Below are 22,891 nucleotides of genomic sequence, written 5' to 3'. Positions count from 1 at the left end.
ACCGCATGCAGCACCCATTATCCGTGCGTGAGCAAGAATAATTATCCATTCATTCGTTTCGTTAACGCAGCTTTGATCAGCACCTCTGTTGACTGATTAGGATCGATATCAGCCAACATTTTGGAAGCCTCCGTAAGCTTATAGCCTAAGCTAACTAACGCTGCCTCAGCATCCGCAAGGCTATCGCGAGGGGGCGGGTTGCCGCTTGTGGTTTCTAGTGCGAGCGGCGCATGACTGCCATTTTCCCACTCAGGGAAGCGGTCTCGCATTTCAATAATCAAACGCTCGGCAGTTTTTTTACCGACCCCCGGTAATTTAGTCAGTGCTTTACTGTCATCGTCCCTAACACAGCGCATAAAGGCATCTTCGTCCATCCCCGAAAGGATAGCTAACGCTAGCTTAGGACCAACACCATTTACCTTAATGAGGGCACGAAACAGAGCACGTTCATGCTCACGGGCAAATCCATAGAGAAGATGGGCATCATCGCGGATAGTAAGATGTGTATAAAGTGAAACGCTTTCACCCACAGCTGGCAAAGCCACCAGAGTATTCATTGAAGTCTCTAACTCATAGCCCACACCATGAGCATCGATCACAATCCATGGAGGTTGCTTTTCCAATAGAGAACCGCTTAGACGTCCTATCATACTGTTACTCGCAACATTCAAAAAAACAGAAACTCACTATAAAGCCACTCTGTACAGATGACCAGTAGTCGTTATAACCGCCAACGTCCTGTAGAGCGGCTGCTACGGCCTCTTACTGAAGTAGAGCCTGTCAAAGCGCTTCCGGCATATGCATGGGTGAGCGCAATGGCTAATGCATCCGCAGCATCTGCCTGTGGCGTAGCCGAAAGCTTGAGTATGGCCGTTACCATGTGCTGCACTTGGCTTTTATCGGCTCCCCCCTGCCCCGTAACTGCCTGCTTGATTTGGCGGGCAGCATACTCGCCAATACCAAGACCGTGATTGGCAATACAAACCAGCACCGCACCGCGCGCCTGGCCCAGCTTTAGCGCTGAGTCAGCATTTTTAGCCATAAAAACCCGCTCAACGGCCACTGCACTGGGCCGATGCAAACCAATGACCTCAGCCACACCTGCATAAATTTGAGCCAAGCGTTGTTCCAAGGCACCTTCTGCAGTGCGAATACAGCCACTCGCAACGTAATGGGGTGTAACGCCAATAAGGTCAATCACCCCATAGCCAGTGATACGCGAACCAGGATCAATACCTAAAATCCTGATAGTGGAGGCGGCCTCGATTCCATTCATTTCATTCGCTCGACTTTGCTGATCATAAAACATCGCTAACAAAAACACCGACGCAGGGCGTCGGTGTCGGATGAGCATTAGCGTAGCTGAACGCTATTCGGCAGTGTCTGCTTTAGCTTTTTGACGCAAACGAATGCTTAACTCTTTTAACTGGTCAAGGCTAACTTCACCAGGAGCATCTGTCATTAAGCACCCTGCACTTTGTGTTTTCGGGAAGGCAATCACTTCACGAATTGTCTTAGCGCCGGCCATCAGCATCACCAAACGGTCTAAACCGAAAGCTAAGCCGCCATGGGGCGGAGCACCATACTGCAGAGCATCCAACAAGAAACCGAATTTCTCTTGGGCTTCTGCCTTGCCGATACCCAGAATTTCAAACACGGTACTTTGCATGGCCTGGTCGTGAATACGAATTGAGCCACCACCTAATTCAGTTCCATTGAGAACCATATCATAAGCACGTGACAGTGCTTTTGCAGGATCCGCTTTCAGCTCCTCTGGCGAGCATGAGGGTGCTGTGAAGGGATGGTGAAGCGGACTCAAACGGCCGTTATCGTCAGCTTCAAACATCGGGAAATCAACTACCCACAGCGGTGCCCATTCCTGAGTATAAAGCTCAAGATCAGCACCCAGTTTTACGCGCAATGCACCGATAGCCTCATTAACAATACGCGCCTTGTCAGCCCCAAAGAAGATGATATCGCCATCCTCTGCACCCACACGATCGAGAAGTTCTTCGACAACATTTTCCATGAACTTAACGATTGGAGACTGTAGCCCTTCAAGGCCTTTGGCACGCTCGTTCACCTTAATCCAGGCTAGGCCTTTTGCACCGTAAATACCGACAAACTTGGTGTATTCATCGATTTCTTTACGGGAAAGCTTCGCACCACCGGTGACTTTCAGTGCTGCTACACGCCCATCTTCAGCGCTCGCTGGGCCTGAGAACACCTTAAAGTCGACTTGTTGCATCAAGTCATCAACATCAGTCAACTCAAGAGGGATACGCAGGTCGGGCTTATCAGAGCCGAAGCGATCCATCGCTTCTTGCCATGTCATACGAGGAAACTCAGGTAGCTCGACGCTTAAAACTTCCTTAAACAGTTGACGAATCATGGCCTCAGTGATGCTCATGATGTCATTCTCTTCAACGAAAGAGGCCTCGATATCAATCTGAGTAAACTCAGGCTGACGATCAGCACGCAAATCTTCGTCGCGGAAGCATTTAGCAATCTGATAGTAACGATCGAAGCCTGCCACCATCAAGAGCTGCTTAAACAGCTGGGGCGACTGCGGTAGCGCAAAGAAGCTACCCGCATGGGTACGGCTAGGTACCAGGTAATCGCGTGCACCCTCTGGCGTGGCGCGTGTTAACACCGGGGTTTCAATATCAAGAAAGCCCTGATTTTCAAGATATGCCCGAACATTATGCGAAATACGCGAACGCAACCGCAGCTTTTCAATCATATCTGGGCGGCGAAGGTCGATGTAACGATGCTTTAAGCGAACCTCTTCGCCTACCTTGCCATGCTCATCCAACTGGAAAGGCGGTGTAGCAGCAGTATTGAGCACTTCAACTTCTTTGGCTAATACCTCAATCATACCGGTGGGCATATTGGGGTTTTGTGTTCCATCAGGGCGTAGCCGAACACGCCCGGTAATGCGCAGGACATACTCACTACGAGCACGGTCGGCATTGGCAAACGCCTCGGCAGTATCAGGGTCTACGACGAACTGAGCAATGCCATCGCGATCGCGCATGTCGAGAAAAATGACCCCACCGTGATCACGGCGACGGTGCACCCAACCACATACGGTGACCGTTTGATCCACCAAAGTTTCGTTAAGCTGGCCGCAATAATGGCTGCGCATGTCTAATCCTGTTCTGTTACGTGCTATGAAATAGTTGCGGGCGGTCCCCGACCTAGACAACCGCGGCTATGCCGCGGCGCCTTTTTTCGCTGGTGCGCTGCTGGGTTCACTTTTCGCCCCAGAAGCGTTTGAAGCAGCTTGACCATCGGCAGCCAAGTTCTTCTTGCTACCTGTTTTAAAATCCGTTTCGTACCAGCCTCCGCCCGCTAAGCGGAAGCCTGCAGCAGAGACTAGCCGCTCTAGTCCTTCACGCTGACAAGCTGGACACTCCTTTAGGGGGTCCGAGCTGATTTTCTGTAATTTTTCCATGCGGTGGCCGCAGGCCTTGCACTCGTACTCATAGATAGGCATGTTGACAACTCCTGAAAAACTCAACTCCGACAGGCTAGGTTCTAACAGACTGGTTCTCTAGGTCCTAACAGGCTAAGCCTCTGACAAACCAAATGCTGACAGACCAAGTTCTCGCAGACGGACCAAGCTCTGACAGATTAGTGGCAAATCTAGACGCTACCAGGCTGTGAATATGTGGCCTGCCGGGGTAAATTCCAAGACTGCGGTTGATAGAGCGACACATTATACCCTTTTGTGCCCCCTACCGAGCAAGGCCAAGCGGCTATCGGTAATGAATGGAGAAAATAAAATGCCCAATGCGGTCATGCTGGATGCCCAAAGCCTAGGGCCCGATATTGATTTAGCCGCAATTCGTAACGTCGTTACTCATCTAGAAACTTATGAGCAAAGCACGCCAGAACAAGCGCTTGAGCGGCTTAAAAATGCAGACATCGCCATCGTTAACAAAGTAAAAATTGATGCCAAAACACTGGAGCAATTGACCAAGTTACGACTCATCTGCGTAATGGCGACAGGGCTAAATAACATTGATTTAGCTGCAGCGAAAAAACACAACATTGTGGTCAAGAATGTCACTGCATACGGCACTCCCAGTGTTTCGCAACATACTTTAATGTTGATGCTGGCTTTAGCGAATCGCCTACCACGCTATCAGGCCGACATTGCCGCTGGCCAATGGCAGAACAGTGACTTTTTTTGTTTACAAGCACACCCCACTCTTCAATTATCGGGCAAAAACCTTGTGATGGTGGGCCAAGGTGAACTAGGTTTGGAAGTTGCACGATTAGCAGAGGCTTTTGGCATGCGAGCTATCTTTGCTGCACGACCAGGAAACGAAGCCAATGACAAGCGCCCTTCCCTCGACGAGCTATTACCTAGTGCCGATATTATCAGCCTACACTGCCCGCTCAATGAGGCGACAAAACACCTAATCAACCAGGAGCGGTTGGCAAAGGCTAAATCATCACTGCTGCTGATCAATTGTGCACGGGGCAGTATTATCGATGAAGAGGCTGCACTAGATGCGCTCCGTAATGATCAGATTAGCGGGCTGGCGGTCGATGTATTACCTACGGAACCGCCCAAAGGTGGGCACCCGCTTTTAGACGCACTCGCAAACGGGGAACCATTAAATCTGATTGTTACTCCCCATAATGCTTGGATAACCCCTGAAGCTCGGCAAAATATTGTGGCACTAACCGCTGACAATATTAAAACGTGGCAAAGGGGCATAAGCATCAGTTAATTCGAATTGGTTAACTTAATACGTGGAAAAATGGTCTGGAGCATGGTGTCCGTCCAGCACTTCAAAAGTGACGTGAGTCACCCTAGCGCCATCGGGCCCTTTCCATAGCCACTCTGACAGTGCACTGACCGTCTCTGACGGCCCGAACATTAGCACTTCTACACGCCCATCGGGCAGGTTCTTAGCATAGCCAGTAATACCTTGCTTAAGAGCCTGCTCCTGAGTACTACGGCGATACCAGACACCCTGCACTTTACCTGTCACGTAAGCACGCACGCAGCTGTTCTTCATCGTTAGACCTCTTTTGTTTTTGGAATTAGTTCATGCTTTACAAGTATTGCGCTATTGCGAGGAATTAATGGACGACCTCGACGCAATAATAGCGAGCGTGTAAAGGCAGCGCCAAATAGCAAAATTAACGAACTGTAATACACCCATAGTAAAATCATGACCACAGAGCCTGCAGCGCCATAAGTTGATGCTGTGGCGGTGTAAGCCAAGTACACCGCAATGACGCTACGCCCTATGGTAAATAGAGTAGCAGTCACCAGTGCGCCTATGAATACATCTTGCCAACGCAGCACGACATCCGGTAACACCTTGAAAATTGTTGCGAAAAGTAGTGTAACCACTGCTAATGAGACCAAAGACTCAAGTGTTGTGGTAAAGAGGCTGGCATAAGGCACGAGATAATCAGCGGCTTGTAGCACTCCTCTTAGTACCACTCCTAGCACTAGCGAAACAAGTAGAATAAAGCCGATCGAGAGCACCACCGTAAGCGATAACAGGCGGTTTTTGATAAAAATAAGGATGCTATTTGACGTTGGTTTTGCAGTAACTCCCCAGATGGTATTAAGCGAAAATTGCATCTGTGCAAAGACTGTAGTGGCACCTACTATTAGTGCTGCAAACCCCAGAAAAGTGGGTAGCAAGCCGGACTCTTCAATCCGCGACTGTGCTACGGCTTGCTCTATAGCAGAAGCCGCTTCAACACCTAAGGCGCCTTCCAGTTGGGCAACTATCTGACCTTGAGCTGCATCCTCCCCCAGCACGACCCCAATAACTGTGACCGCAATAATAATGGTCGGAGCCAGTGAAAACAGCGTGTAAAACGCAAGCGAGCCTGCATAGCTAAACGCGTTGCGTTCAAGCCACAAAGAAATTGCATCTTGCACCACGTTCCACCAAAAAATGAGCGTGCGTTTAACCATATCCATTCCCTTAAAAACCATTATGTAGTGCTCTCTTAAATGATGAATGCCAATGTTTCATGGGTAAGCATACCTAACCATAGCCTCGGACGCAGGTATGATCACATTGCACCCCTTTACCACTCACTCCATAATGGCTTTCATTTCTGCTGACAATCAAGGAAGTACGATGACCTCGGATGCTGTTCGATCTGCTCCAGCCTACGACTTTGACTGTTTAGTATTTATAGGCCGCTTTCAGCCTCCTCATTTGGGCCATATCGCCATCATTAATGAGGCACTAAAGCAAGCCCGGCAGGTTATCGTTTTGGTGGGCTCAGCTTGGCAGGCACGCTCATTGAGGAACCCATGGCATTTTGACGAGCGTCAATCAATGATTCGCTCAGTATTTGATGACAGCGACAACCAGCGGCTTGAAATAACCCCATTACTGGACGCACTCTACAACGATGACGTATGGGTTAGAGATGTTCAGCGCAAAGTCCGCGATTTGGCCACACCCGCTAACGCTCGGCTACCTCGTATTGGTTTAATCGGCGCAAGCCGTGGCCAATCCAGCTACTACTTATCGCTCTTCCCACAGTGGGAGTCTGTCAGCGTACCGCTAGTAGAAGGCATTTCGGCAAGCCAGATACGTGAGCGCCTGTTTCGCTCATCAGGCTCAGCTGATGACTACCTTAGTACTGGGGCTTATCACGACTTACCGCCGGGTGTGGTTAAACGAGTAGCCAATTTTTGCCGAGGTGATACCTACCATCAACTGTTAGAAGAGCAACAACTTTTAGACCAATATCGCAACGCTTGGGCCCAGGCGCCCTACCCACCTATTTTCGTCACTGTTAGTGCAGTAGTGGTTCAATCCGGGCACGTTTTATTGGTAAGGCGGACGGCCGCTCCCGGTAAGGGTTTATTTGCACTACCGGGAGGGTTTATTAACCCTCATGAGCGTTTGCTGGACGCCTGTTTGAGAGAATTGCGGGAACGGTTACGGTTGAAAGTGCCGGAGCCTGTTTTAAAAGGATCACTACGTGGCCAGCGCTTGTTCGACGAGCCGCATCGCAGCTGGCGGGGGCGAACGCTTGCTGAGGCGTTTTATTTCGCTTTACGCCCAGACCAGCAACTCCCTCGTATTAAACCGGTTAAAGGAGGAGACCATGCACGCTGGGTGGCACTAGCCGATTTAGAGCCTGAGAGCTTATTTGAAGACCATTTCTTTATTATCCAGAACTTTTTAGGCTTACCCGCTGATCTTAGTGGCTTCTAGTATCATCGCGCTGTGTGTTAAGCCTGTAAGAAATCTCGTGGCAGTTTCATCATTTGCCGCCACAGTCGTTCTACACCAGGTTTGTGTACGAGCGAGCATCGATAGAGACGGATTTCAAGAGGAATATCCCAGTTTTCGTCAGCAGCTCGTACTAGTCGACCACTTTTTAATTCTTCCCGGATACAGAAATCAGGGATCCAAGCCACACCAATCCCCTGCAGGACCATCCCCTTCAAACCTTCCGCCATAGCAGTTTCATAGACAGTGCGTAGTTTCATGCGGAGCGGGTCATTCTTAAGTAGCATTCGCACGCTACGGCCTAAAAAAGCCCCCTGGGTATAGGCTAAATAAGGAATAGAGTTATCACGCTGCAGAGAGAAAAGCGGCTTACCATTCTCATCAGGCAACGTCACGGGCAACATTTTCACCTTACCGATAGAAAACGAAGGGAAAATTTCCGCATCCAACTGCATAGTTGCAAAGGGATCATAATAGGCCAGCATTAGATCACAATTCCCCTCGCGCAACACATGAATAGCCTCTCCTACATTCATGGCAACTAAGCGTGTTGGCAGCTCCCCTAGCCCTTTTTGCAGCCGTGATATCCACGGTGGGTAAAAACTGAGCGCTAACGAGTGGGCAGCTACAATATCCAATGCTTCGTTAGCAATCGACAAACCGCGTAGATGGCCTAGCGACTCATTTAGTTGTTCGACCAAGTTGCGAGCAGTAATCAAAAACAGCTGGCCTTCAGAGGTTAGGCCAATGGGTGTGGTTGTTCGGTCGACCAGCGTTACACCAATAGCCTGCTCCAGCGCTCTGATCCGGCGGCTAAATGCAGGTTGTGTTACGTGCCTTTGCTTAGCTGATGCAGAAAAGCTACGTGTATTAGCCAATGCGACAAAGTCTTCTAACCATTTTGTTTCTAAGTTCACCCAAAACTCCTTGTGCCCAACCATTCTAAGCTGTTTACGGTGCTTTTTTGATTACTGGATTGGTGCGGTCAAGTAAGCAGCCCGTGATATGACCTTTTTCCACATAGGTCGTTGGTTTATTTCATCCATCGTAACGCGTCGGCAATGCGCAAAATCTTCTTCCAGCATAGCGCTCACTTGAGCTGCAAAGGATGGACTGGGAATGAAAGCAGTTATTTCGAAATTAAGTCGAAATGAGCGATTATCCAAGTTTATTGTACCGACGGTTGCTGCCTCATTGTCGATTAAAATGACCTTTTGGTGTAGGAAACCAGGAAGATAACGGTATATTTTTACTCCTGCTCTCAACATATCAGGTAAAAATGAAAATGCGGACAAAAACACCAGCAAGTGATCTGGCCGCTCTGGGATCATTACTCGCACGTCAAGTCCGCGCATAGCTGCTAGGCGAAGCGCATCTTGCACACCTTGGTCCGGTACAAAATAGGGGCTAGTAACCCACAACCTCTCATTAGCGCTATGAATTAACTGCTGAATTAACAGGCTGGCCGTATCCTGCTTATCGGCAGGCCCCGAAGGAACAATAACTACCTGATGATCTTCCTGGGGATGTATTTCCGCATGCCAATTAAGTGTTATTACCTCATTCGTTGCCCAGTGCCAATCTTCCCAAAAAGCCTCTTGCAGGCCTAACACACTTGGTCCTTGAAGAGCTAAGTGGGTATCACGCCATGCACCATGACGAGGATCCTTCCCCAGGTACTCTACTCCAACGTTAAAACCACCAATCCAGCCCTTTTTGCCATCGGTTACCATGATTTTTCGATGGTTACGGAAATTCAGTTGGAAACGATGCTTAAAGCCACGAGAAGAGCGAAAAGCTTTAGCTTCAACGCCTTCTTTTGTCAGGTCCTTGAAATATCCCTGGCTGAGATTTCGGCTACCCACTTCATCATAAAGAAAGTAAACGCGCACGCCCCGCTGCGCCGCTCGAATTAAATGGCGCTGCAAACGCCGCCCCAACTCATCATCACGAACGATAAAAAACTGCAGCAGTAAATAGTGTTGCGCATTATCTATGCCGGCAAAGAGGCTTTCGAAAGTAGCCTTTCCATCAATCAAAAGCTCTGCACTATTACCTTTGGTTAAAGGCATCATTGCCAGCTGTTCCACTGCCTGTATGTCCGCATTTTTTGGCAGAGCAACATGGGGCTTAACATTATTACGATAACGCGCTAATACACGCCTCAATACATTATCGCGGGCGCCCCGTGCCGACACGTAGCCGTAAAACCGTGGACGCCCGAAAAACCAGTAAGCTGGCAAAGCCACATAAGGAAATGTAAGCAACGAAATGATCCATGCAACCGCCCCTTGAGAAGTACGGCTGGACATTAGTGCCATTATTGCTGACACAATGCCGAGCACATGTATCAACATTATGCCTGTCCCTAATAACCATGAGGTCATTGACTATTCCTCGCCATACGCTAGGGATCCCTTCTTTGTTTCGTTTACCGCCTATGCACAAAAGCCCCGTATGAGACGGGGCTTCTTTATCTATTATTGCCTAATTCGCAATCCCATGTTTATACCGACTGGGCAATAATCTCTTTCCACTTGGCTGGACCTGTTTGATGGACAGACGTCCCCAAACTATCCACCGCAACGGTTACCGGCATATCTTCAACTTCAAACTCATAGATAGCCTCCATGCCCAAGTCCTCAAAGCCAACAACTCGAGACTTCTTGATTGCTTGCGCCACTAGATACGCCGAACCACCGACAGCCATAAGATAAACAGCTTGGTTGTCACGAATTGCATCAATGGCTGTCTGGCCGCGCTCAGCTTTACCCACCATCCCAAGCAAGCCAGTCTCTTCCAGCATTGTACGCGTAAATTTGTCCATTCGCGTCGCGGTCGTTGGGCCAGCAGGGCCAACAACTTCATCACCAACAGGGTCTACAGGCCCTACATAGTAGATAAATCGACCGCGCATATCGACTGGCAGTGGCTCGCCTTTGGCGATCATATCTACCATGCGCTTGTGCGCTGCATCCCGGCCGGTTAATAACTTGCCGTTTAACAGAAGGGTGTCGCCCGGCTGCCAAGTCTGAACCTCTTCTGGCGTTACAGTATCCAAATTTACGCGTTTAACGTTGTCCCCAGCCTCTCGGGTAATCTCTGGCCAGTCTTCAAGTTTGGGAGCAGGAAGTGCCACTGGGCCGCTACCATCAAGCGTGAAATGCGCATGACGCGTGGCAGCGCAGTTGGGAATAATCGCCACAGGCTTATTGGCCGCATGGGTTGGATAGTCTTTCACCTTAATATCCAGCACCGTGGTTAAGCCACCTAAGCCTTGAGCACCGATACCGCTTTTATTCACTTTATCGAACAGTTCCAGGCGCAGCTCTTCAGCGCGGTTACTAGGACCACGCACCTGCAAATCTTGAATATCAATAGGATCAAGTAGTGCTTCTTTGGCAATCATCATCGCCTTTTCGGCGGTACCACCGATACCAATTCCCAGCATACCGGGCGGACACCAGCCTGCGCCCATTTTAGGCAACTGCTCCATCACCCAGTCCACGACGCTATCGGATGGATTCAGCATTGCAAACTTAGATTTTGCCTCACTGCCACCGCCCTTGGCGGCCACGTGAATATCGACCTTATCGCCAGGCACAATCGAGTGGTGAATAATCGCTGGCGTGTTGTCTTTGGTATTTGCTCGCTTACCGTCAGGATCAGCAAGCACAGAAGCGCGCAGTACGTTATCCGGCAACTGATATGCACGACGCACGCCTTCGTTAATCATGTCATCGAGGCTCAGCTCAGCGTCCCATGTGACATTCATACCGACATGAACGAACACCGTCACAATACCAGTATCTTGACAAATAGGCCGGTGCCCAGTGGCACACATACGCGAGTTAATCAGAATTTGTGCAATGGCGTCTTTGGCTGCAGGGTTTTCCTCGCGCTCGTAAGCGGCCGCCATGGCATCAATGAAGTCTTTCGGATGATAGTAAGAGATGTACTGCAGAGCATCGGCAACGCTTTGTATCACGTCGTCCTGGCGGATCACGGTCATGGTCAAACAGCTCCTCGGTTATCGTCTTTTCTATGGCCTTAGTCGTTTATGATACGTTTGACTAATAAGTGACCATCCAAGTGTCGAGGAAGTATACCGTATTGCCCCTTGAGCGGCAGCCGCTCTACGTCAGTTGTGAGTGATAAACTCTAGCGCTTTGGTCTGAGCTTAGGAGAACCTTCATGATAACGGTATAAATTATGGCTCTACCTGATCACAAACATAGCCTAAACTGTAGCGTTACCAGCAGAAAACAACAGACTAAAAGGTATTTCTGATGATTCCAATTGGCCTGCCATCAGTCAGCTTTTTGCTAACTGTCGCCGCCCTTTTTTCCACAACACTCATCTGGTTGATTTGGACGCTGAGATTGGTTTTTCTTCGCAGAAGCGAGAATAACCGCCACAAGCGTTTGGTCTACCTGCTGGTCACGGCCATAGCCTTTTTTACATTATTCAAAACAGCCGACGTCTATCTTCAACTGACAAAGGAGCTGCGTGTATCGAGCGCAAATTATCATTTAGCGCTGGGTGCGCCGCAACAACTTGGGCACATTGATATGCCCGCAGGCACGCAGCTACAGCTTGCTCTCGCCAATCTGAAAGATTCGTTTAAGGCCGCCTCTTTTCCCGAACCTGTGCTTATCTCAGGGATACAAGCCCTACGAGTCGAGCGCGACATAAGTAGCGCAATAAATGATAGCAGGATAGTCGGCTTCACCCCGACCAACCTACGCGTGATTGGGCAAGGAATCAGTCTTCAGGCCGGATGGTACTGTGACGCAACCCAGCCGATTGAGTTCACCCTCAACGCCGATGGTGAAATTTCTACTTTCAGCGCTTGCACTCTTGCCCTGGACACTACTGTAGACGAAATCATATTACCCGCAGGTACAGTGCTCCGAGCCAGCACGGGAAAATCCTACACCGACGGTTTTGTCGATATAGATCGCTGGACTGTTTATGTACCAAGCAATGCTGAAATCAATGTTGATGGATTAGCTCTGACAGATGCACACCTAACCCTGGACAACATGCGAAGACTTCACGAGATTGGTGGCGCGCTTTTAAGCCGAGATACCCAACTCGGAGATCTCAAGCACGCGGCTGGCTCAACCGCCCGCCTGAACCCAAGAAGGCTACGCGAGACATACCCAGCAGCATGGCTAATTGAAATCCCGGATGGGTCACTGTCGTCAACACCACCCAATACAGTACATCATACGTATGCTATTCATGATCGCACAGGCAAAACTCTAGCGATTCTGCCAGCTCGCTGATGGACTAACTGCGCTCAGAACCAGTTTGCTTGCGAGTCCGTACCTTCATTACCCCAGCGCCAGCTGCTGCTCCTTCATCCGGTGGAGTTGATCACGTAGCCTGGCGGCTTCTTCAAACTCAAGGTTTTGTGCAGCTTCAAACATCGCATCTTCAAGCTTGCTAATCGCCCCTAATAAGTCTTTTGAAGACATGGTAGCCACATCATACTCAGCGGCACTTTCCGCCACTTTCCGCTCATTGCCACGACGACGGCTACTCTTCTTACCCGGTGCTTGCGAGGCCTCAAGAATATCTGCCACTGAGCGCGTCACAGTAGTCGGCGTAATACCATGCTCTTCGTTATGGGCAGTCTGTTTTGCACGGCGACGCTCGGTCTCATCGATGGCTTTCCGCATTGAATCGGTAACTCTGTCACCGTATAAGATCGCTTTACCGTTAGCATTACGGGCAGCACGCCCAATCGTTTGAATCAGAGAACGTTCTGAGCGCAAAAAACCCTCTTTATCTGCATCAAGAATCGCCACTAGTGACACTTCAGGCAGATCCAATCCTTCGCGAAGCAGGTTGATACCTACGAGTACATCGAATTTACCAAGCCGCAAATCACGAATAATCTCAACACGCTCCACCGTATCAATATCGGAATGCAAATAACGCACACGGATACCATGCTCATCAAGATATTCGGTGAGATCTTCGGACATACGTTTGGTCAACGTAGTCACCAGCACTCGCTCGCCCATAGCAGTACGCAAGCCAATTTCAGAAAGCAGATCATCTACTTGCGTGCTGGCTGGGCGTACTTCTATTTCTGGATCTAAAAGTCCTGTCGGTCTAACCACCTGCTCCACAATCTGGCTCGTGTGCTCCGCCTCATAAGGCCCTGGCGTAGCTGAGACAAAAATTGTCTGCGGGCTTATCGCTTCCCACTCCTCAAACTTCATTGGCCGGTTATCCAGCGCCGAAGGGAGGCGGAATCCGTACTCGACTAGCGTCTCTTTACGAGAGCGGTCGCCTTTATACATCCCCCCCACTTGGGGAACGCTGACGTGAGACTCATCAATAAAGAGCAGCGCATCATCTGGTAAATAATCGAAGAAAGTCGGCGGTGGCTCGCCTGGTGCGCGGCCGGATAAGTAACGCGAGTAGTTTTCAATGCCGTTGCAGTAGCCCAGCTCTAGCATCATTTCAATATCGTATAGGGTGCGTTGCTCCAAGCGCTGAGCTTCTACTAAGCGGTCGTGTTTACGTAGCCACTCCAAACGCCCTTTAAGCTCCTCTTTGATGGCGTCAATGGCACCTAAAATCGTCTCACGCGGGGTGACATAGTGGGATTTTGGATAGATAGTCATGCGCGGTACCTGGCCACGTACATCACCGGTGAGCGGGTCAAATAGGCGAATCGAATCTATTTCATTATCGAATAGTTCAACGCGTACAGCCTCTTCGTCAGAGTCTGCGGGAAAAATATCAATAACATCACCACGTACCCGATAGGTGCCCCGCCGAAAGTCCATATCATTGCGGGTGTATTGCAGCTCTGCTAGGCGGCGCAAAAAAGCGCGCTGATCAATCAGCTCACCCCGACTAAAATGCAGACGCATTTTTAAATATTGCTCTGGGTCACCCAGGCCATAAATAGCCGAAACTGAGACAACAATTAATGCATCTCGCCTCTCTAGCAGTGCCTTAGTGGCAGAAAGTCGCATTTGTTCGATATGGTCGTTAATCGATGCATCTTTCTCGATAAATGTATCAGAGGAAGGCACATATGCTTCCGGCTGATAGTAGTCATAGTAAGAGACAAAGTACTCAACTGCATTGTCTGGAAAAAATGACTTAAACTCTCCATAAAGCTGAGCAGCAAGAGTCTTATTAGGCGCCATCACGATAGTCGGCCGCTGTAGCTGCTGCACTACGTTAGCCACCGTGAATGTTTTGCCCGAGCCAGTCACCCCCAGCAGAGTCTGATGGGCAAGCCCCGACTCCAGCCCACTGATTAAGCTGCGTATTGCCGTTGGCTGGTCACCGGCAGGCTTAAATTTTGACTGCAGCCTGAACTCCTTGCTCATCTTCTCTCCTTTTATTAGGGTGGGAGTACCCCAGTATGCAGCGCTATTCGATGTGCGTCTCAATTTCCACTGTGGCCTGGGTCATTAATCGCTGAATAGGGCAGCGGTGGCTAATCGCTTCAAGCTTGGCACGCTGCTCTGGATCGTCAATACCGTGCAGTATTAGCGTAACAGTTAACTTATAGACGCCCTTTTTTTCCTGGCTATCATCACGCTGAACCTTTACGGTAACCCCCTCTAGAGGCCACTCTTTACGTTGCGCGTACATCTGCACAGTAATCGCCTTACAAGTGCCCAACGCGATATCGAAGTAATCATGTGGGTCCGGTGCACTGCCTTCGCCACCCACTATTGGTGGCACATCTGCATACAGCGCGTCTAAATCATCGATCTCAACTCGTTGACGAAAAACATGGTTGCGCTGACTGATAATAGTGATGGGCTTATGCATTATGTTACCTTTACCCCTAGGTTAAGCTTCTCAACGGCTTTTATAAGAACCTCACGTTTGGCACGCCCTTCTACCTCCGCGCCATAGCGCCCAACTTCCACACTATCAACACCATCTAGCATCATTAATGCCGTAGTGATTTTATTTACCTGCTCGGCGTTAGTCACACCTTGAAATGTTAATGCTTGAAAAGCCATCTGCAGCCCTTTTAGATGATGTTAACAGGTCAGAAACCACCTCAATCCTATGCAATACCAATACACCCAAAATAGGGTGGACAACTAGGATAGCATGCCTTAACTACCTTGCAATTGGCGTGCAGCGCCCTCACCTAGCTAATACGTGTGCCAAAACTCAGTTGTTTGTCAAAGCTCAGTCATTTGTCAAAGCATCGACGCTCTACATATATTAGCACTCTATACTCAGCTATTGCCGAGAAGGCACGGCCATAGCTAGCCAAGGCCAGATAGTAGCATTCACCTGCACTCAGGAGTTTTTTTATGGCGGCCGCCACTTTGCAGACCCAACTAAATCGTAACGTACGGCTTACACATCTTGGCGCGCTAGATGTGATGGGTGCGGACGCAGAGAAGTTCCTGCAAGGCCAGACCAGCACCCAGGTCAGTTTAGCTAATGGACATTTTGCACCACTAACCTGTTTTTGCACCCCGAAAGGGAGAGTATTAGCTAACGCCCAATTGCTACGCTTAGGTGAAGAGCATTTTCGCTTAATAATGAGCGCTTCGCTGATAGATATGCTAGCCAACCACTTAAAGAAATTTGCTGCGTTCTATCGTACAGAATTGGTAGTTCAGTCGTCACTTACCTTTATTGGCGCCAGCGCAGAGGCCCAATCACTGGCTGAGACAACAGGCGTGATACTACCAGAGCATCCCAGCACTCAGTACCAAAGTCACAGCGTGACCGTACTTCGTCAACCGGGCAAAGCGCGCTGGCTATTCAGTGTTGACAATAGCTCACCCTATGATGAACTGGACGATAATGACCAGGCACGCAATGCATGGCATCTGGAGGATATTCGTAGCGGCATAGCATGGATCACTATCGCACAACAGGATCACTTCTTACCGCAAATGCTTAATTGGGAAGCGCTAGGCGGGATCAGCTTCAAGAAAGGCTGCTATACCGGCCAGGAGGTCGTCGCTCGCGCTCACTTCCGTGGCCAGGTAAAAAAGCGTCTGGCACGTATTTTTGTCACCACAGCCACGCCACCTGACATAGGGGACACCTTAGTAGATGCCGACGGCAAGTCGGTAGGAGAAGTAGTAAGCTGTGCTTTCAATGAAGAGCAGAACGTAGAGCTGCTTGCGGTAGTAAGTACTAAAGTGGTGGAAGGAGTATCTGCAGCTTTTTGGCATGATCAACCCGCAACTCTTTGCTCACTACCCTACGCACTTGAGCGCTTAGATCCCGAGCAGTTGGCCGTTAACTTGAACGCGTAACGGGCAGGTTATTGCTAAAACAGATTAAACAGTCGAGCGGCATTAGCACTACTCAATGCCGCTACTTCTTCGACAGTTTGGTTACGCAAAGAGGCAACGACCTCGCAAACTTCCGCTACTCGACAAGGCTCGTTACGCTGCCCCTGGTACCCACAGAGGGGCATATCGGGACTATCTGTTTCCAACACAAAGCTGTCGTTGGGTAATCGCGCAACAACGCCACGCAGCCGCTGGGCACGCTCAAAGGTAACGCTTCCCCCCAGGCCTAGCGTATAACCCAGCTGCAAAAACTTGTCAGCCTGTGCGTAAGATCCAGAGAAGGCATGAATTAACCCCCCTCTAGGCAGTGCCAGCTGGCGTAGCCGCTTGCTCACTGTATCGTTTGCTTTAACGCAGTGCACGACAATAGGCAGTTCATACTGTTTAGCCAACTTCAGCTGGGCTTCAAAATAGTGCCACTGCTCATCTAGAGTATCCTTGAAGCGCCCGTCGATACCGCATTCACCTATCGCTATGAAACGCTTATTGTCCGCTAATTGCTGTTCCAAGGCAGCGAGATCCTGCTGCTGGTGCTCGGCAATAAAATAGGGATGCAAGCCTATGCACAGGCTTACATCCGTACGCTCCCCCAGCGCCAGCAAGCCTGGCCAGCGAGCCCGCGTAGTTGCCGCAACCACAAAATGATTAACACCCACCGCCTTGGCAGCATGAATAACCTCACTGCGATCAGCATCAAATGCCGCAACATCAAGGTGGCAATGAGCATCAATCAACATAGGCAGCCTGCTTAATGCTCGCGAGTAGGCTGGAAGCGGATATCGGGCCAACGCTCTTGAGTCATCTGCAGGTTAACGCGGGTTGGTGCAATATACGTTAGGTAGCCGCCACCATCGATCGCCAAATTAGTACTGGCCTTACGCTTAAACTCTTCCAGCATCTTGGCATCTTCACAATATACCCAACGCGCTGTTTGCACATTGACGCCCTCATACAAGCAGTCAACCTTGTACTCCTCTTTCAGTCGATGGGCTACTACATCAAACTGAAGCGTACCCACAGCTCCCAGAATCAAATCGTTGTTGTCGACCGGCATAAATACCTGGGTAGCACCCTCTTCAGAGAGCTGCTGAAGGCCCTTTTGCAGCGCCTTCATTTTCAGCGGATCTTTTAAACGCACACGCTTGAATAGCTCAGGTGCAAAGTGAGGAATACCAGTGAAGCGCATATCTTCACCCACCGTAAAGGTGTCACCAATTTGAATGGTGCCATGGTTATGCAGACCAATAATATCGCCTGGCCAGGCTTCCTCTACTTGTGAGCGGTCCGACGCCATAAAGGTCAGCGCATCGGCTATTTTCACGTCTTTACCGATACGCACATGGCGCATTTTCATGTTTTTCTCATATTTACCCGAACACACCCGTAAAAAGGCAATACGGTCTCGGTGATTCGGGTCCATGTTGGCCTGAATTTTAAATACAAACCCGGTGAACCGCTCATCATGGGCAGTTACTTGACGAGTATCAGTGTCGCGGGGCTGTGGGGCCGGGGCATGCTCAACAAAGCCATCAAGCATTTCGCGCACACCAAAGTTGCCCATAGCAGTACCAAAGTACACGGGCGATAATTCGCCACGTCGGTAGGCTTCAAGATCAAACTCATGTGACGCCCCACGTACCAGCTCAACCTCCATGCGAAGCTCTTCGGCTTGCTCTTCACCCAGCACAGCATCTACTTCTGGGTTATCCAGCCCTTCAATACGCTTATCATCAGGTATGCGGCTACCCTGCCCCTGGGTATAGAGGTGTACAACATCATTATAGAGGTGATACACCCCTTTAAAATGGCGCCCCATGCCGATCGGCCAAGTCATTGGCGCGCACTGTATATTCAGCACCGTCTCGACTTCATCCATGACTTCAATCGGGTCACGAATATCTCGGTCCATTTTGTTGATAAACGTCAAGATAGGCGTTGTACGCAGACGACAAACTTCCATCAGCTTAATCGTGCGATCCTCAACCCCTTTTGCGCCATCAATCACCATCAGTGCCGAGTCTACCGCCGTCAGCGTACGGTAAGTATCTTCTGAGAAGTCCTCATGCCCTGGTGTATCCAGCAGGTTTACAATGCGCCCACCGTAAGGGAACTGCATGACAGAGGTAGTTACCGAGATTCCCCGCTCTTGCTCCATCTTCATCCAGTCAGATGTGGCATGCCGGTCGTTGCGCTTACTCTTCACCGAGCCTGCCAGCTGAATAGCATTCCCAAACAGCAGCAGCTTCTCGGTGATAGTTGTTTTACCCGCATCAGGGTGCGAAATGATAGCGAAAGTGCGGCGCAGCTCAGCTTCGCGCGCTATGTTAGCGTCAGACATTGGGTTCTCTAGAAGATGGTGCAATATTCAATCTGGGAAAGCGCTCTCAATAACGGCGCCGAAGTGAGCATATGGTAACGCAACTAGGCTATGGCGGCATACCATGCGGTAACTCCAATAATTTGAGGGCAACAGGAAAACATAAAAAAACGCCGGATAACCGGCGTCTTAAATCACTTAGGTACAATTATGCGTACGTGTTTACCTGGGTACCCTTACTACCTTCTTGCGCGAGATCCGGCTGGGCGCCAGTGTCAGCTGAGGCAAGCACCTCAGCAACCTGCTGAGCTTGTACTTCAAGCGCCTGTTTGAATAGCTGCATTTGAGCTTGCTCAGCTGTTTGCGCTTGATTCATATACAGTGCGGTGCTTACTGCATTACTTGCGGCAACATCCATCGTTTCACCTCACGTTCCATTAAATATGCCCCAAGCGTAGCAAACCCAGTGCCTTTATACCTAACCCCTAGCCCACTTTTGTTTAGATAGCCGACCTTACAGTATGGTAAGCACTGACAGTAGTTGCCTACCACGATAAAAGCACAAAGAAAATCAGAAACGATCTGCACGAAATGGCGACATGTTGATAGCCGTTGGCTTGCCTTCCATCATATCGGCTAGCAAACGCCCCGTGGCCGGCCCAAGCGTAAAACCCTGGTGCCCATGCCCAAACGCCAACCACAAGCCAGAGTGGCGCGGCGCAGGGCCTATCACAGGCTTCATATCCGGCAAACATGGACGAGCACCTTTCCAAGCTGAGGCATCGAGGCGCTTATCAAGAGGGAAAATCGTGCGAGCCACTTTTTCAGCTGCGCTCAGTTGCTGCTCATGGGCTGGTGACTCAAGACGATCAAGCTCTGCCCCCGTAGTAAGCCGTACACCTGCATTCATGGGCGCCAACAAATAGCCCACCTCAGCATCCATCAGCCAATAGCGAAGTTTGGCATTAGGCTGAGTCGTGTAATGCATATGATAGCCACGCTTCACAAACGCCGGGAACTGGTAACCCAACTTCTTCATCCACTCGCCTGCCCAAGGCCCAAGCGCCACTACAACTTCATCCACATCTAGTGTTTCAGTTGCCGTTTCAACTTTCCACCTCCCCCCGTGCTGATGAAAACCTTTGATATCAGCTTGTAGAACACGCCCACCTTGCTGACAAAAAGATTCAGCATATGCAGCCACAAGACCACCAGGATCAGCGACCGTCCATGGATCTAGCCAGTGAATGGCACCGATAATATCACTACCTAAATCGGGTTCTTTTTCTATAAGGGCCGCACGATCCAGCACCGCAAACTGGACACCATAAAGTTCAAGCGCCTCTTTGGCTTCCTCTACACGCTTGGCAAGCTTGCTTGGGGTACGATAAATTTCCAGCCACCCTTCACGGCGTACCAGATGATCAGCGCCAGCAGCTTCAATCATAGGTTCATGGGCTTCAAGGCAGAGCTGAATAAGTGAGGCGTATTCAGGAATAATTTTTTCATATCGCCGTGAAGAAGAGTTCTGCCAATAACTCAATAAAGGTGATGCTGCATTAAGCATACCCGCAGGGCGGTAGCGAATATCCACTCGGTTGTTTGGCAGCACACTCAGAATGGTTTTCATATCCCGCGGGAATGGATAAGGCTTTACCGCTTCTCGCTGAATAATACCCGCATTGCCGAAGGAAGTTTCACGACCAGGCTCACGGCGATCTACTAACGCCACCTGATGACCACGACGCTGTAAATGCCATGCAATGCTGACACCTACCATACCTGCTCCCAACACTACCGTTTGACGCGCCATTCTGCCGCACTCCCTCGAACGTTAGAAAAATAGCTGCTACCAGCAAACCAAATTAACTGATTGAAAAATATCACTAAACAAACCAGTTTCACATAGTTGAAAAAACTATTTTACAAAACCAGAACAGCAATATCTGTCGCAAACTATTAAAAAACGGACAACTCAACTATTCCCAGTATAGTGTCTGAAAAAATGGCTGCATTCTGCGGCTTAACAGATAGCTGAACCCCTTTGCGGCATATCAAGCGACACAGGGTTGAGTGGGAGGAAAAGAAGAAAGGAGAGAAAAAAGCACAAAAATATTTTACAAGAACAGCAAAAAACCAGCATAAGCGGCTTAATTGCTTATTGCTAGTTAAAATAGAAAGCTGATATCTGGGGAAAATAATATAGAAGTAAAGCGCGGTAGCGTACTAACAACTGAACGCTAGGTAATGGGGTGGATGATGGGGATCGAACCCACGACCACCGGAGCCACAATCCGGGGCTCTACCACTGAGCTACACCCACCACAACCTAAAACTGGGAAAACTTTCGGATATACTAACTGCTATTATCTATGAGCACTTTACTATCAATGGGGTGGATGATGGGGATCGAACCCACGACCACCGGAGCCACAATCCGGGGCTCTACCACTGAGCTACACCCACCACAACCTAAAACTGGGAAAACTTTCGGATATACTAACTGCTATTATCTATGAGCACTTTACTATCAATGGGGTGGATGATGGGGATCGAACCCACGACCACCGGAGCCACAATCCGGGGCTCTACCACTGAGCTACACCCACCATTGATAAAGTACGTAGATATTTACTTCTTGATTACTGCTAAAGAACACCACAATAAACTTGGCTTTGAATAGCTCTTCCAAGACTATTAATGGCACGCCCAGCAGGACTCGAACCCGCAACCTACGGCTTAGAAGGCCGTTGCTCTATCCGGTTGAGCTATGGGCGCACATGAAGCATTCTGAAAAGCTGAATACCGATGGGCACTTGACCACAACCAAAGCCTGGAAAAGCAAGCTACCACCTTCCGCGCTAGGTATGTGGTCGGGATGGAGGGATTCGAACCCCCGACATCCTGCTCCCAAAGCAGGCGCGCTACCAGACTGCGCTACATCCCGATTTCTTACCTTAGACGCTGCTGCATATCCCGTCTCAAGCGAGGCATATATTACTACTTCTGATTTTAAAGTCAACACCTAAAGTGATTGATTCGATAGATGCTTTGCCTTGCTGCCCTAGCGTGCGAAAATTGGCCCTTTAAGAATGCGCGCCTCTACACGCGCCTAGCAGTCTGCTTTGCTTTTCAACCTTCATAGGGATCTCATTACATGACCGCCCAACTCATCGATGGCAAAGCCATCGCCGCTAATGTCCGTCACGCTGTTGCTGCAAAGGTCAGTGCACGCCTGCAAGCTGGCGCTAGAGCCCCCGGACTAGCCGTTGTAGTGGTTGGAGAAGACCCCGCCTCTCATGTCTATGTCAATAACAAGCACCGCGCCTGTGAACAGGCTGGCATTCTTTCTTTTCAGCATGCCTTACCTGCGGATATTGACCAGCAGTCGCTCGAAGCACTGGTAGACCAACTGAATGATGACCCCGCCGTAGATGGTATATTGCTTCAGCTACCTCTTCCACAGCACTTAGACGCTAGGCCAATCCTTGAACGCATCCGTCCAGATAAAGATGTAGATGGCTTTCACCCCTATAACATTGGCCGTTTAGCGCAACGCATGCCTTCACTTCGCCCATGTACGCCAAAAGGCATTATGACAATGCTGGCACAAAGCGAAGTTTCTGTACGAGGCCTCGATGCCACTGTCGTGGGCGCTTCCAATATCGTAGGACGCCCCATGGCACTGGAGCTAATGCTGGCAGGCTGCACCACGACCGTTTGCCACCGCTTTACTCAAAACCTCCAGGAGCACGTAAGCCGCGCCGACCTGGTCGTAGTCGCAGTAGGCAAACCCGGCATCGTCAAAGGCGACTGGATCAAACCGGGTGCTGTCGTTATTGATGTAGGCATCAACCGCATGGCGGATGGCTCTCTAGTGGGAGACGTCGATTTTGCAGCAGCAGCTGAGCGTGCCAGCTTCATCACGCCAGTACCTGGTGGCGTAGGCCCGATGACAGTGGCTACTCTGCTTGAAAACACCTTAGAAGCAGCCGAGCGCCACGACCAAGATTAAAGGT

The 22,891-nt window shown here is 49.8% G+C and carries 21 protein-coding genes and 5 tRNA genes; 5 read left to right on the top strand and 21 right to left on the bottom strand.

What is annotated here, in order from left to right:
* Positions 1–41 precede the first annotated feature (41 nt).
* From ruvA to CPA45_RS02120, 4 genes are all read right to left on the bottom strand, one after another.
* Positions 42–650, bottom strand: coding sequence for a Holliday junction branch migration protein RuvA (gene ruvA / locus CPA45_RS02135; RefSeq protein WP_078087547.1), 609 nt, complete (start codon positions 648–650; stop codon positions 42–44).
* Positions 651–721: 71 nt separating this feature from the next.
* The gene (ruvC, locus tag CPA45_RS02130) at positions 722–1,276 is read right to left on the bottom strand and encodes a crossover junction endodeoxyribonuclease RuvC (RefSeq protein ID WP_096650210.1); all 555 of its coding nucleotides are present in this window, start codon (positions 1,274–1,276) and stop codon (positions 722–724) included.
* 93 nt (positions 1,277–1,369) lie between these two features.
* Positions 1,370–3,148 (bottom strand): aspartate--tRNA ligase, encoded by a 1,779-nt coding sequence (gene aspS, locus CPA45_RS02125; RefSeq protein WP_096649873.1) that lies wholly within the window; start codon positions 3,146–3,148, stop codon positions 1,370–1,372.
* 66 nt (positions 3,149–3,214) lie between these two features.
* Positions 3,215–3,499, bottom strand: a complete 285-nt coding sequence (locus tag CPA45_RS02120) for an FmdB family zinc ribbon protein (RefSeq protein WP_096649871.1) — start codon at positions 3,497–3,499, stop codon at positions 3,215–3,217.
* A gap of 289 nt (positions 3,500–3,788) precedes the next feature.
* Between CPA45_RS02120 and CPA45_RS02115 the strand changes: the two genes are divergently transcribed.
* Positions 3,789–4,745, top strand: a complete 957-nt coding sequence (locus CPA45_RS02115; RefSeq protein WP_096649869.1) for a D-2-hydroxyacid dehydrogenase — start codon at positions 3,789–3,791, stop codon at positions 4,743–4,745.
* 15 nt (positions 4,746–4,760) lie between these two features.
* Here the strand turns inward: CPA45_RS02115 and CPA45_RS02110 are convergent, their stop codons facing one another.
* Together CPA45_RS02110 and CPA45_RS02105 are read right to left on the bottom strand one after the other, a co-directional pair.
* On the bottom strand, positions 4,761–5,036 hold the full coding sequence (locus CPA45_RS02110) for an acylphosphatase (RefSeq protein ID WP_096649867.1): 276 nt from the start codon (positions 5,034–5,036) through the stop codon (positions 4,761–4,763).
* A gap of 2 nt (positions 5,037–5,038) precedes the next feature.
* Positions 5,039–5,956: a YihY/virulence factor BrkB family protein gene (locus CPA45_RS02105; RefSeq protein WP_096650209.1), complete on the bottom strand. Its 918-nt coding sequence runs from the start codon at positions 5,954–5,956 to the stop codon at positions 5,039–5,041.
* Positions 5,957–6,125: 169 nt separating this feature from the next.
* Between CPA45_RS02105 and CPA45_RS02100 the strand changes: the two genes are divergently transcribed.
* Complete coding sequence (locus CPA45_RS02100) at positions 6,126–7,220, top strand: bifunctional nicotinamide-nucleotide adenylyltransferase/Nudix hydroxylase (RefSeq protein WP_096649865.1); 1,095 nt, start codon at positions 6,126–6,128, stop codon at positions 7,218–7,220.
* A gap of 17 nt (positions 7,221–7,237) precedes the next feature.
* Here CPA45_RS02100 and CPA45_RS02095 read toward each other — a convergent pair whose 3' ends face one another.
* The 3 genes from CPA45_RS02095 to CPA45_RS02085 all read right to left on the bottom strand — a co-directional run bounded on the left by CPA45_RS02095 (position 7,238) and on the right by CPA45_RS02085 (position 11,250).
* Positions 7,238–8,155: a LysR substrate-binding domain-containing protein gene (locus CPA45_RS02095; protein ID WP_096649863.1), complete on the bottom strand. Its 918-nt coding sequence runs from the start codon at positions 8,153–8,155 to the stop codon at positions 7,238–7,240.
* Positions 8,156–8,206: 51 nt separating this feature from the next.
* Positions 8,207–9,625: a cardiolipin synthase gene (gene cls, locus CPA45_RS02090; RefSeq protein ID WP_096649861.1), complete on the bottom strand. Its 1,419-nt coding sequence runs from the start codon at positions 9,623–9,625 to the stop codon at positions 8,207–8,209.
* Positions 9,626–9,744: 119 nt separating this feature from the next.
* Positions 9,745–11,250, bottom strand: a complete 1,506-nt coding sequence (locus tag CPA45_RS02085) for a fumarate hydratase (protein WP_096649859.1) — start codon at positions 11,248–11,250, stop codon at positions 9,745–9,747.
* Positions 11,251–11,527: 277 nt separating this feature from the next.
* Between CPA45_RS02085 and CPA45_RS02080 the strand changes: the two genes are divergently transcribed.
* Positions 11,528–12,529 carry a hypothetical protein gene (locus CPA45_RS02080; RefSeq protein WP_096649857.1) on the top strand — a complete coding sequence of 334 codons (1,002 nt, stop codon included), beginning with the start codon at positions 11,528–11,530 and terminating at the stop codon, positions 12,527–12,529.
* A 48-nt stretch (positions 12,530–12,577) separates the two neighbouring features.
* On the opposite strand, the gene uvrB is transcribed toward CPA45_RS02080, so the two are convergent.
* The 3 genes from uvrB to CPA45_RS02065 are packed head-to-tail and all read right to left on the bottom strand — an operon-like array spanning position 12,578 to position 15,250.
* Positions 12,578–14,602 carry an excinuclease ABC subunit UvrB gene (gene uvrB, locus CPA45_RS02075; RefSeq protein ID WP_096649855.1) on the bottom strand — a complete coding sequence of 675 codons (2,025 nt, stop codon included), beginning with the start codon at positions 14,600–14,602 and terminating at the stop codon, positions 12,578–12,580.
* A 43-nt stretch (positions 14,603–14,645) separates the two neighbouring features.
* Positions 14,646–15,053, bottom strand: a complete 408-nt coding sequence (locus CPA45_RS02070; RefSeq protein WP_096649853.1) for an OsmC family protein — start codon at positions 15,051–15,053, stop codon at positions 14,646–14,648.
* Positions 15,053–15,250: a hypothetical protein gene (locus CPA45_RS02065; RefSeq protein WP_096649851.1), complete on the bottom strand. Its 198-nt coding sequence runs from the start codon at positions 15,248–15,250 to the stop codon at positions 15,053–15,055. Before CPA45_RS02065 ends, CPA45_RS02070 begins: the two co-directional genes overlap by 1 nt.
* Before the next feature lie 303 nt (positions 15,251–15,553).
* Here CPA45_RS02065 and ygfZ point away from each other — a divergent pair, with 303 nt between their 5' ends.
* Positions 15,554–16,516: a CAF17-like 4Fe-4S cluster assembly/insertion protein YgfZ gene (gene ygfZ / locus CPA45_RS02060; protein ID WP_096649849.1), complete on the top strand. Its 963-nt coding sequence runs from the start codon at positions 15,554–15,556 to the stop codon at positions 16,514–16,516.
* A gap of 14 nt (positions 16,517–16,530) precedes the next feature.
* Here ygfZ and CPA45_RS02055 read toward each other — a convergent pair whose 3' ends face one another.
* The 9 genes from CPA45_RS02055 to CPA45_RS02015 all read right to left on the bottom strand — a co-directional run bounded on the left by CPA45_RS02055 (position 16,531) and on the right by CPA45_RS02015 (position 21,819).
* Positions 16,531–17,292, bottom strand: coding sequence for a TatD family hydrolase (locus CPA45_RS02055; RefSeq protein WP_096649847.1), 762 nt, complete (start codon positions 17,290–17,292; stop codon positions 16,531–16,533).
* Between the two features lie 11 nt (positions 17,293–17,303).
* A complete protein-coding gene (locus tag CPA45_RS02050) occupies positions 17,304–18,893 on the bottom strand; it encodes a peptide chain release factor 3 (RefSeq protein ID WP_078087531.1) in 1,590 nt (529 codons plus the stop codon).
* Positions 18,894–19,080: 187 nt separating this feature from the next.
* Positions 19,081–19,290: a putative motility protein gene (locus CPA45_RS02045; RefSeq protein WP_096649845.1), complete on the bottom strand. Its 210-nt coding sequence runs from the start codon at positions 19,288–19,290 to the stop codon at positions 19,081–19,083.
* A gap of 153 nt (positions 19,291–19,443) precedes the next feature.
* Positions 19,444–20,685, bottom strand: a complete 1,242-nt coding sequence (locus CPA45_RS02040) for an NAD(P)/FAD-dependent oxidoreductase (RefSeq protein WP_096649843.1) — start codon at positions 20,683–20,685, stop codon at positions 19,444–19,446.
* A 435-nt stretch (positions 20,686–21,120) separates the two neighbouring features.
* Positions 21,121–21,195: transfer RNA gene (locus CPA45_RS02035), tRNA-His, on the bottom strand.
* 68 nt (positions 21,196–21,263) lie between these two features.
* Positions 21,264–21,338 (bottom strand) — tRNA-His (locus tag CPA45_RS02030).
* A 68-nt stretch (positions 21,339–21,406) separates the two neighbouring features.
* Positions 21,407–21,481, bottom strand: a tRNA-His gene (locus tag CPA45_RS02025).
* A gap of 92 nt (positions 21,482–21,573) precedes the next feature.
* Positions 21,574–21,650, bottom strand: a tRNA-Arg gene (locus CPA45_RS02020).
* Between the two features lie 92 nt (positions 21,651–21,742).
* A tRNA-Pro gene (locus tag CPA45_RS02015) sits at positions 21,743–21,819 on the bottom strand.
* 210 nt (positions 21,820–22,029) lie between these two features.
* Here CPA45_RS02015 and folD point away from each other — a divergent pair.
* Positions 22,030–22,887: a bifunctional methylenetetrahydrofolate dehydrogenase/methenyltetrahydrofolate cyclohydrolase FolD gene (gene folD / locus CPA45_RS02010; RefSeq protein ID WP_096649841.1), complete on the top strand. Its 858-nt coding sequence runs from the start codon at positions 22,030–22,032 to the stop codon at positions 22,885–22,887.
* Positions 22,888–22,891 lie beyond the last annotated feature (4 nt).

This window comes from Vreelandella nigrificans, from assembly GCF_002374315.1.
GTDB classification, from domain to species: domain Bacteria; phylum Pseudomonadota; class Gammaproteobacteria; order Pseudomonadales; family Halomonadaceae; genus Vreelandella; species Vreelandella nigrificans.
The sequence above is the reverse complement of the archived record's forward strand: the minus strand, read 5'-3'. Positions and strand labels throughout refer to the sequence as shown.

Bases quoted from the DNA above. Each gene is read 5' to 3' on its own strand.
- aspS (WP_096649873.1), bottom strand. From the start codon at position 3,148: ATGCGCAGCCATTATTGCGGCCAGCTTAACGAAACTTTGGTGGATCAA.
- CPA45_RS02040 (WP_096649843.1), bottom strand. From the start codon at position 20,685: ATGGCGCGTCAAACGGTAGTGTTGGGAGCAGGTATGGTAGGTGTCAGC.
- CPA45_RS02045 (WP_096649845.1), bottom strand. From the start codon at position 19,290: ATGGATGTTGCCGCAAGTAATGCAGTAAGCACCGCACTGTATATGAAT.
- CPA45_RS02065 (WP_096649851.1), bottom strand. From the start codon at position 15,250: ATGGCTTTTCAAGCATTAACATTTCAAGGTGTGACTAACGCCGAGCAG.
- ruvA (WP_078087547.1), bottom strand. From the start codon at position 650: ATGATAGGACGTCTAAGCGGTTCTCTATTGGAAAAGCAACCTCCATGG.
- ygfZ (WP_096649849.1), top strand. From the start codon at position 15,554: ATGGCGGCCGCCACTTTGCAGACCCAACTAAATCGTAACGTACGGCTT.
- CPA45_RS02120 (WP_096649871.1), bottom strand. From the start codon at position 3,499: ATGCCTATCTATGAGTACGAGTGCAAGGCCTGCGGCCACCGCATGGAA.
- ruvC (WP_096650210.1), bottom strand. From the start codon at position 1,276: ATGAATGGAATCGAGGCCGCCTCCACTATCAGGATTTTAGGTATTGAT.
- CPA45_RS02055 (WP_096649847.1), bottom strand. From the start codon at position 17,292: ATGTTGATTGATGCTCATTGCCACCTTGATGTTGCGGCATTTGATGCT.
- uvrB (WP_096649855.1), bottom strand. From the start codon at position 14,602: ATGAGCAAGGAGTTCAGGCTGCAGTCAAAATTTAAGCCTGCCGGTGAC.
- CPA45_RS02105 (WP_096650209.1), bottom strand. From the start codon at position 5,956: ATGGTTAAACGCACGCTCATTTTTTGGTGGAACGTGGTGCAAGATGCA.
- CPA45_RS02050 (WP_078087531.1), bottom strand. From the start codon at position 18,893: ATGTCTGACGCTAACATAGCGCGCGAAGCTGAGCTGCGCCGCACTTTC.
- CPA45_RS02085 (WP_096649859.1), bottom strand. From the start codon at position 11,250: ATGACCGTGATCCGCCAGGACGACGTGATACAAAGCGTTGCCGATGCT.
- CPA45_RS02070 (WP_096649853.1), bottom strand. From the start codon at position 15,053: ATGCATAAGCCCATCACTATTATCAGTCAGCGCAACCATGTTTTTCGT.
- folD (WP_096649841.1), top strand. From the start codon at position 22,030: ATGACCGCCCAACTCATCGATGGCAAAGCCATCGCCGCTAATGTCCGT.
- CPA45_RS02115 (WP_096649869.1), top strand. From the start codon at position 3,789: ATGCCCAATGCGGTCATGCTGGATGCCCAAAGCCTAGGGCCCGATATT.
- CPA45_RS02080 (WP_096649857.1), top strand. From the start codon at position 11,528: ATGATTCCAATTGGCCTGCCATCAGTCAGCTTTTTGCTAACTGTCGCC.
- CPA45_RS02110 (WP_096649867.1), bottom strand. From the start codon at position 5,036: ATGAAGAACAGCTGCGTGCGTGCTTACGTGACAGGTAAAGTGCAGGGT.
- CPA45_RS02100 (WP_096649865.1), top strand. From the start codon at position 6,126: ATGACCTCGGATGCTGTTCGATCTGCTCCAGCCTACGACTTTGACTGT.
- cls (WP_096649861.1), bottom strand. From the start codon at position 9,625: ATGACCTCATGGTTATTAGGGACAGGCATAATGTTGATACATGTGCTC.